Annotated in this window: 4 protein-coding genes; all 4 read left to right on the top strand. The window is 71.7% G+C overall.

Annotated elements, in window-relative coordinates:
• Positions 1-412: 412 nt before the first annotated feature.
• A complete protein-coding gene (locus AC07F3_RS37985) occupies positions 413-2,884 on the top strand; it encodes a terpene synthase family protein (RefSeq protein ID WP_479119388.1) in 2,472 nt (823 codons plus the stop codon).
• Between the two features lie 43 nt (positions 2,885-2,927).
• Complete coding sequence (locus AC07F3_RS37980; protein ID WP_479119387.1) at positions 2,928-3,851, top strand: cation diffusion facilitator family transporter; 924 nt, start codon at positions 2,928-2,930, stop codon at positions 3,849-3,851.
• A gap of 133 nt (positions 3,852-3,984) precedes the next feature.
• On the top strand, positions 3,985-4,932 hold the full coding sequence (locus AC07F3_RS37975; protein ID WP_479119385.1) for an SDR family oxidoreductase: 948 nt from the start codon (positions 3,985-3,987) through the stop codon (positions 4,930-4,932).
• A 105-nt stretch (positions 4,933-5,037) separates the two neighbouring features.
• A complete protein-coding gene (locus tag AC07F3_RS37970; RefSeq protein WP_479119384.1) occupies positions 5,038-6,567 on the top strand; it encodes an alpha/beta hydrolase in 1,530 nt (509 codons plus the stop codon).
• Positions 6,568-6,859 lie beyond the last annotated feature (292 nt).

The following is a 6,859-nucleotide window of genomic DNA, read 5'->3' as shown; positions in this document are numbered from 1 at the left end:
GCATCGCCCGCCTGCACAACCTCACCATGGCCGGATGACCAAGGAAGACGCAGGTCAACCAGCACGACAAAGATCATTTACGGGACAAGTCTTAGATGATCGACGGACGACGACCACGCCGCACGCGGACACCCGGGACACATGTGGTGCGGACCCGTGTGGCGGGGGCACATGCGGTGGGGGCACATATGGGTGCGGCCACAGGGTGCGGGGTTCGCGCGAGCGGTGCGGGAGTCCACGTGGCGTGCGGAGGCCCGCCTGGCGACCTGGACCCCACCACCCCCGGCCCCAGGCACCCCATTTCGAATCGACTCACGCTTTCGTATGACAGGCGTACGGATCCCGAATGGCGCCCTGGGCGCTGGGTAGTTCGGGGCGGTCCATCATGTGCGCACCAGGAGGGGCCACCGCAGTGAGCCAGCCTTTCGTCCTGCCGGACTTCTATCTGCCGTATCCGGCCCGGCTCAACCCCCACCTGGAGTCGGCCAGGGCGCACTCCCGCGCCTGGGCCCGGGACATGGGCATGCTGGAGGGGTCCGGCGTCTGGCGGTCGGAGGACCTCGACGCGCACGACTACGCGCTGCTCTGCTCGTACACCCACCCCGACTGCGACCCGGAACAGCTCGCCCTGGTCACGGACTGGTACGTGTGGGTCTTCTTCTTCGACGACCACTTCCTGGAGATGTTCAAACGGTCCCTGGACCGCAAGGGCGGCAAGGAGTACCTCGACCGTCTGCCCGCCTTCATGCCGATGGACCTCGCCGACGGCTTCCCCGAGGCGACGAACCCGGTCGAGGCGGGCCTCGCCGACCTGTGGGCGCGCACGGTCGTGACGATGACGCAGGCGTGGCGCGAGCGCTTCGCCATCAGCACCCGCAACCTGCTCAACGAGTCGCTGTGGGAGCTCGCCAACATCAACACGGGGCGGATCGCGAACCCCGTCGAGTACATCGAGATGCGCCGCAAGGTGGGCGGCGCCCCCTGGTCGGCCGGATTGATCGAGTACGCGGCGAACGCCGAACTCCCTTCCTCGGTGGCCGGATCGAGGCCGTTGCGCGTGCTCACGGACGCCTTCGCCGACGCCGTCCACCTGCGCAACGACCTGTTCTCCTATCAGCGTGAGGTCGAGGACGAGGGCGAACTCAGCAACGGCGTCCTGGTACTCGAGACCTTCCTCGGCTGCACCACCCAGGAGGCCGCCGAGGCCGTCAACGACCTGCTGACCTCGCGGCTCCAGCAGTTCGAGAACACCGCTCTCACCGAAGTCCCGGCGCTGTGCGCGGAGATGGGCCTCGCGCCGGACGAATACGCGCGCGTCGCGGCGTACGTCAAGGGACTCCAGGACTGGCAGTCCGGCGGCCACGAGTGGCACATGCGCTCCAGCCGCTACATGAACGAGGACGCCGTCATCGGGCCCCCCCTCTTCGCGGGGGTGCTCGGCACCTCGGCGCTCGACGTCACGACCCTGTTCGGGCGCCCGGCCGAGGCGCGCCTGCGCAGCTTCACGCACGTACCGATGCAGAAGGTCGGCCCGTCCCTGCTGCCCGACCTCGACGTGCCGTACCCACTGACGCTCAGCCCTCATGTGGGCCGCGCACATGAGCTGTCCATCGACTGGGCGAAGCGGGTGGGGCTGCTCGACGACATCTGGGACGCCGACAAGCTGGCGGCCTACGACCTCGCGCTCTGCTCCGCCGGACTCGACCCCGACGCCACACCGGAGGAGCTCGAACTCAGCGCCGAGTGGCTGACCTGGGGCACGTACGGCGACGACTACTACCCGCTGGTGTACGGGCGTTCACACAACCTGGCGGGGGCGCGGGCGAACAACGATCGGCTCCTGGCGTGCATGCCCGTCGACGAGCCCCGGGCCGCCCTCCCGCGAGCGCGCACCCCCATGGAGCGAGGCCTCGCCGACCTGTGGGCGCGCACCGCCGAGCCGATGCCCCTGGATGCCCGCGCGGATCTGCGCCGTTCCGTGGCGGCCATGCTGGAGAGCTGGCTCTGGGAGCTGCACAACCAGGCACAGCACCGCATCCCCGACCCCGTCGACTACGTGGAGATGCGCCGCCTCACCTTCGGCTCCGACTTCACCATGGCCCTGTCCCGGCTGCGGCACGCGGGCCAACTGCCGCCCGGGGTGCACGAGAGCGCGCCCCTGCGCAGCCTGGAGAACGCGGCGGCCGACTACTGCTGTCTGCTCAACGACGTCTTCTCCTACCGGAAGGAGATCGAGTACGAGGGCGAGCTGCACAACGGGGTCCTGGTGGTCCAGAACTTCTTCGACTGCGACTATCCGACGGCCGTGCGCATCGTCGACGACCTGATGCGTTCGCGGCTGCGCCAGTTCCAGCACGTCATCGACCACGAACTGCCCGTCCTGTGCGAGGACTTCGGGCTCGACGCGGATGGGCGTCAGGCCCTCGACACCTATGTGGCCGAACTCAAGGACTGGATCGCGGGCATCGCGAACTGGCACGTCACGGTGCGCCGCTACAAGGACGAGCACCTCCCGGACGTGCTGCCCCATGGTGACTCCGCACATGTGGCGGCCGCACAGGCAAGGGCCGTCCCGCTGTGGATGCGGCCCACAGGAGCCGGGACCTCGGCGGACCGGGTACGCCTTCCCGCGGCCGTCCCGGAGACCCTCCCCGCCCTCGTCCCGGAAACCCCCACCCCACCCGGCCCGGGCCCGTCCGCCGCACTCGTCCCGGGTTCGTCCGCCGCGACCGTCCCGGGCCCGTCCGCCCCACCCGCACCGGGGGCGCCCGCCGCATCTGCACCGGGGTCATCCGCCGCATCCGCACCGGGGGTGCCCGCCGCACCCGCACCGGGATCATCCGCCGCACCCGTCCCCACAGTGGCGGGAGGCCACACCTCGTGATCCTCTGATGTGCGGGGCCCATACCCAGCATGAGGAGGCGCGCATGGGGCACGACCACGGCGCTCCCTCCGCCGCGTCGGGCACGCTCAGCGGCACGTACCGCGCGAGGCTCCTGTGGACCATCGGCATCAGCGCGTCGATCACCCTCATCCAGGTGGTCGGCGCGCTCCTGTCCGGCAGCCTCGCGCTGCTCGCCGACGCCGCGCACAGCCTCACCGACGCGGTCGGGGTGTCCCTCGCCTTGGGCGCGATCACCCTCGCCCAGCGGGCCCCGACACCCCGCCGCACCTTCGGCTTCTACCGCGTCGAGATCTTCTCGGCGGTCCTGAACGCGCTGCTCCTCGCCGCGATCTTCGTCTGGGTCCTGTGGTCGGCGATCGGCCGCTTCAGCGAGCCGGTCGAGGTCAAGGGCGGCCTGATGTTCGCCGTCGCGGTGGGCGGGCTCGCCGCGAACCTCGTCGGGCTGTGGCTCCTGAAGGACGCCAAGGACAAGAGCCTCAACCTGCGCGGCGCCTACCTGGAGGTGCTCGGCGACGCACTGGGCTCGGTCGCGGTGATCGTCGGCGGTCTGGTCATCCTGTTCACCGGCTGGCAGGCAGCCGACCCGATCGCCTCCATCGTCATCGGGCTGCTGATCGTGCCGAGGACGTACGGGCTGCTCCGCGACGCCCTGCACGTGCTGATGGAGGCGGCCCCCGACGACGTGGATCTCGCCGAGGTGCGCCGCCACCTCCTCGACGAGCCGGGTGTGGTCGACGTACACGATCTGCACGGCTGGACGGTCACCTCCGGGATGCCTGTTCTCACCGCACATGTGGTGGTGAAGGAGGCGGCCCTGGACGGCGGGTACGGGGCCCTGCTCACCCGGCTCCAGAGCTGCGTCGGCGACCACTTCGACGTGGCCCACTCCACGATCCAGCTGGAGCCCGAGGGCCACAGCGAGGCGGCGGACTCGCTCCACACGTGAGCGCCGGAACCGGGCGCGGGCCGTACCCCGGGCCCGGGGCGCCAGAGCTGAGCCGGGGATCTCGGATCTGATCGCCGCGCCTCATCGGGCCGCCCGACTGTCACAGACCGGGAGGCCGTCCCGTCCTCTGGGCATGAACCCCATCGAGAACCAGCACCAGGACCAGAACCGGAACCCGATCCACCACCAGGACGCCGTAGAGCCGACCCGCACGGAGCCGACCCGCACCGATCCGACCCCCATGGAGCCGACCCCCATGGAGCCCACCCACACCAACGCTGGCGATGCCATGGATGCTGCCCCCATGGATGGCGACACCACTCTGGACATCGCCGTCGCCGGAGGCACCGGCACGCTCGGGCACCATGTCGTGGACGAGCTCCGGGCGCGCGGACACCGGGTGCGGGTGCTGAGCCGCAGGTCGGCCGAGTATCCCGTCGACCTGTCCACGGGCGAGGGCCTGGAAGCCGCGCTCAGGGGCTGCGACGTGGTGGTCGACGCGGCGAACTCCGTCTCCCCGCGCACGATGCGCGCCACCCTCGTGGACGGCACGCGACGGCTTCTCGCGGCGGAGCGCGCCGCGGGCGTGGGCCACCATGTGTGCGTGTCGATCGTGGGCTGTGACCAGGTGCCGATGCCCTACTACAAGGTCAAGACGGCGCAGGAGGACGCGGTGACGGCTGGCCCGGTGCCGTGGACGATCGTGCGGGCCACCCAGTTCCACGAGCTGATCGCGGGCGTGTTCACGGCGACGGCCAGGGCCCGCTTCGTGTTCGCGTCGAAGCGGGTGATCGTCCAGCCCGTGGCCGCCGCGGAGGCCGCCCGGGCCGTCGCGGACGCGGCCGAGGCCGTCCCCCGCAACGGCCGGATCGAGGCCGCGGGCCCGGAGCGGACCGATCTGCACGCCCTGGCCAGGACCTGGCGCGCCACCACGGCGCGCAGGGCCGCCCTTCTGTCCGCCCCCGTCCCCGGCCGGATGGGGCGGGCCCTGCGTGCCGGACGCCTCGCCTCGGCCCACCCCCACGCCCAGGGGGCCGTCGACTTCGCCCAGTGGCTGGCGGACCGGGCGCCGAGCAGCTGACGGAAACCGCCCATGGCTACCGAGCGTGAGCACGGCTCGGCGCGCGGGTTCCGGCGGCGGTGTCTAGCCTGATCGGGGGGCTAGGCTTCCGGAAAGGGTGAGTCGATGCTCGCTCGACGCGCGATCGCGGCCGGCGCCGGTGCGGCGCTGGCGTTGATCGGCCCCGCGGCAGTCACCCGCGCCGCCGGGCCGGAGCCGGATCTGGGCAGGTTCTACCAGCAGAAGATCGGCTGGGAACCCTGCAAGCCCACGGAGGGCCAGACCGGTGAACTGCTCGATTCCGTACGGGAGATGGAGTGCGGCACCCTCAGCGTGCCGGTCGACTACGCGGACCTCGGCAAGGGCGCGATAGCGCTGGCGGTCGCCCGCTTCAGGACCGCCGCGCACGGAGGCGACCGCAAGGGCTCCGTGGTCTTCAACTTCGGGGGCCCCGGCGAGTCCGGGGTGGACGGGCTGGCCGCGTTCCGGGCCGTGGCCGATGGTGTGGCCAAGCACTACGACCTGGTGAGCTTCGACCCGCGCGGGGTCGCGCGCAGCTCCCCGGTGCGCTGCGGCGGCGAGGACGAGCCGGCGCGGCTGGAGGGCGAGAGCCAGGACGCGCCGGGCTCGGGCGCCGCCGCCGTCGCCGAGGCGAAACGGATCGCCGAGGCCTGCCACCGCAAGACCGGCCCGGTGCTCGACCACGTCGGCACCATCAACGCCTCCCGCGACATGGACGTACTGCGCCAGGTGATCGGCGACGAGAAGCTCAACTACCTCGGGATTTCGTACGGGACGCGGCTCGGCGCGGTCTACGCGAGCCAGTTCCCGAAGAAGACCGGGCGGATGGTCCTGGACGCGGTCGACACCCTCCGGGGCTCGGCCGAACAGGACGTCCTCGCACAGACCAAGGGTTTCCAGCAGGCCCTCGACACGTTCTTCGCGGGCTGTGCCCAGCAGAACTGCGAGCTCGGCACCACGCCCGCCGAGGTCAAGGCGACCTTCGACCAGGCGGTCGCGAAGCTCGCCGACGGCAGGACCGTCACGGGCGCCGACAACCAGGACTTCACCGGCGACGACCTGCTGAGCGCGGTGCGGACCGCGCTCTACAGCCAGGCCGCCTGGCCCACGCTGTCCGCGGGGATCGCCGCCCTCCTTCAGGAGGGCGACCCCACCGTCCTCGCCTCGCTCACCGATGCCTCCGAGGACACGCCCGCGACCGACAACTCGCGCGAGGCGCTGCTCGCGATCAACTGCGCGGACGACCCGGAGCGCCCGGCCGACCCGGCGAAGGAGTTCGACACCGTACGGAAGCAACTCACCCAGGAATCCCCGTACTTCGGGACCGGAGCGGCCGCGCAGGCCGTCGCCTGCGCGGGGTGGCCGGTGGGCACCGACTACATCCGCCGCATCGACCACCCCGGCGCGCCCAAGATCCTGGTCGTGGGCGGCAAGGGCGACCCGGCCACGCCGTACCCATGGGCCCAGGACACAGCGAAACGGCTCGGTTCGGGTGTGCTCGTCACATACGAGGGCGAGGGGCACGGGGCGTACTCGGCCTCCCAGTGCATCCGCGCCAAGGCGGACGCCTTCTTCACGAACGGCACGGTGCCGAAGGAGGGCACGAGCTGCCCGGCGGAGGTCCCGGACGACTGACCGGCGCGGCGGCCCAGCGGCCCGGGTTGGGCCCGCTGGCCCGGCCCGGGGTTGGCCCCCGACCCGGCCCCACGGGCCTGGCCCCATGGGCTCCTGCCGGGGCTCGACGGCGTGCGCCCACTGGCCCCCCCAACGGCCTGGCGTAGGGCCACCGGCCTGGCCCCACCGGCCCGGCGTTGGCCCGCGGGCCCGGCCTCACCGGTACCTGCCGAGCTCGACGGCCTGCGCCCACCAGCTTGGGCCCGGGCTCGGCGGGCCGAAAATCACTCGCCCCGGGCAGGGGCAAATGGAA

This window comes from Streptomyces sp. NPDC045846 (assembly GCF_056431605.1).
Note: the sequence above shows the minus strand (reverse complement) of the source record. Positions and strands in the feature narration are given on the sequence as shown.

Excerpts from the sequence above, each read along its gene's own strand:
- AC07F3_RS37980 (WP_479119387.1), top strand. The coding sequence starts at position 2,928 with ATGGGGCACGACCACGGCGCTCCCTCCGCCGCGTCGGGCACGCTCAGC.
- AC07F3_RS37975 (WP_479119385.1), top strand. The coding sequence starts at position 3,985 with ATGAACCCCATCGAGAACCAGCACCAGGACCAGAACCGGAACCCGATC.
- AC07F3_RS37970 (WP_479119384.1), top strand. The coding sequence starts at position 5,038 with ATGCTCGCTCGACGCGCGATCGCGGCCGGCGCCGGTGCGGCGCTGGCG.